Source organism: Dactylosporangium siamense (genome assembly GCF_016862795.1).
GTDB classification, from domain to species: Bacteria; Actinomycetota; Actinomycetes; order Mycobacteriales; family Micromonosporaceae; genus Dactylosporangium; species Dactylosporangium siamense.
In genome coordinates this window covers 1-887 of sequence record NZ_BONQ01000133.1, presented here as the reverse complement: position 1 = coordinate 887, position 887 = coordinate 1, and the positions used below count along the sequence as shown (strand labels likewise).

1 protein-coding gene is annotated in these 887 nt (G+C 78.7%); it reads left to right on the top strand.

The genetic code is table 11. The features are described 5' to 3' along the window. The first annotated feature begins 136 nt into the window (after positions 1-136). On the top strand, positions 137-835 hold the full coding sequence (locus Dsi01nite_RS42980) for a WXG100 family type VII secretion target (protein ID WP_203852198.1): 699 nt from the start codon (positions 137-139) through the stop codon (positions 833-835). The last annotated feature ends 52 nt before the right edge of the window (positions 836-887 follow it).

The window sequence follows — 887 nt, the reverse complement described above, 5'->3', positions numbered from 1 at the left end:
CTCTGGACCGGCTCGCCCGGATCGGGTTCGCCGAGACCGCGGAGGCTCTGCGCCTGGCGGCCCACGGCTGTCGCTCGGCCGACCACGACGCCCGGCGGCAGCACCAGCGGCAGCACCAGTCGCAAGGGGACGCGTGATGGATGCCCTGGACCGGCTCGCCGGGATCGGGACCGACCTGCTGCACCGCGTCGACGCTGTCCTGATCGCCGGTGGGGCGCCGGCCGGTGACCCGCTCTGGCCGCTGTTGCGGCTGGTCGGGGCGCTGCCGGGCGACGCGCTCGAGTTCGGGCTGAAGCTCACCCCGGAGCCGCTGCGCGACACGGCCGCGCGGCTGCGGGCCGACGCCGGCCGGTTCGCCCGGCGCCGCGACCGGCTCGCCGCCGATCTGCGGGTCGAGGACTGGGAAGGGGCCGGGGCGGATGCCTTCGGCGCGCGGTGGCAGTCGCTCGCCGGGCACCTCGGCGACGGCGGCGACCCGGCCACCGTCGTCGGCCGGCTGCGCGCCACCGCGTCCTACGCCGATGCCCTCGCCGACTGGTCCACGGGGCTGCGGGCCGAGCTGGCCGAGGCGGTCGTGCGGGTCACCGGCTCCGCCGAAGCCGTCACGATCCGCGCGGCCGGCACCGACGGGCCGCCCGCACCGGTGGCGCTGGCGGCGGCCGCCCGGATCGGCGCCCGGGTGCTGCGGCCGGTCGCGGACGCGTTCGGCGCCGCCCGCGAGCTGGAGGCGCGCTGGTCGCCGGACCTGACCGAGCTGCGCTACACCGAGCTGCACCACCAGGCGCCCGCCGGACCCACCGACGCCGCCGGCCCGATCACCCGCGTCGCGCTGTAGGGAAATCCCGCAAGCGAGGGCACGGCGCGGCACGGAACGTCGGGAGGCCCGC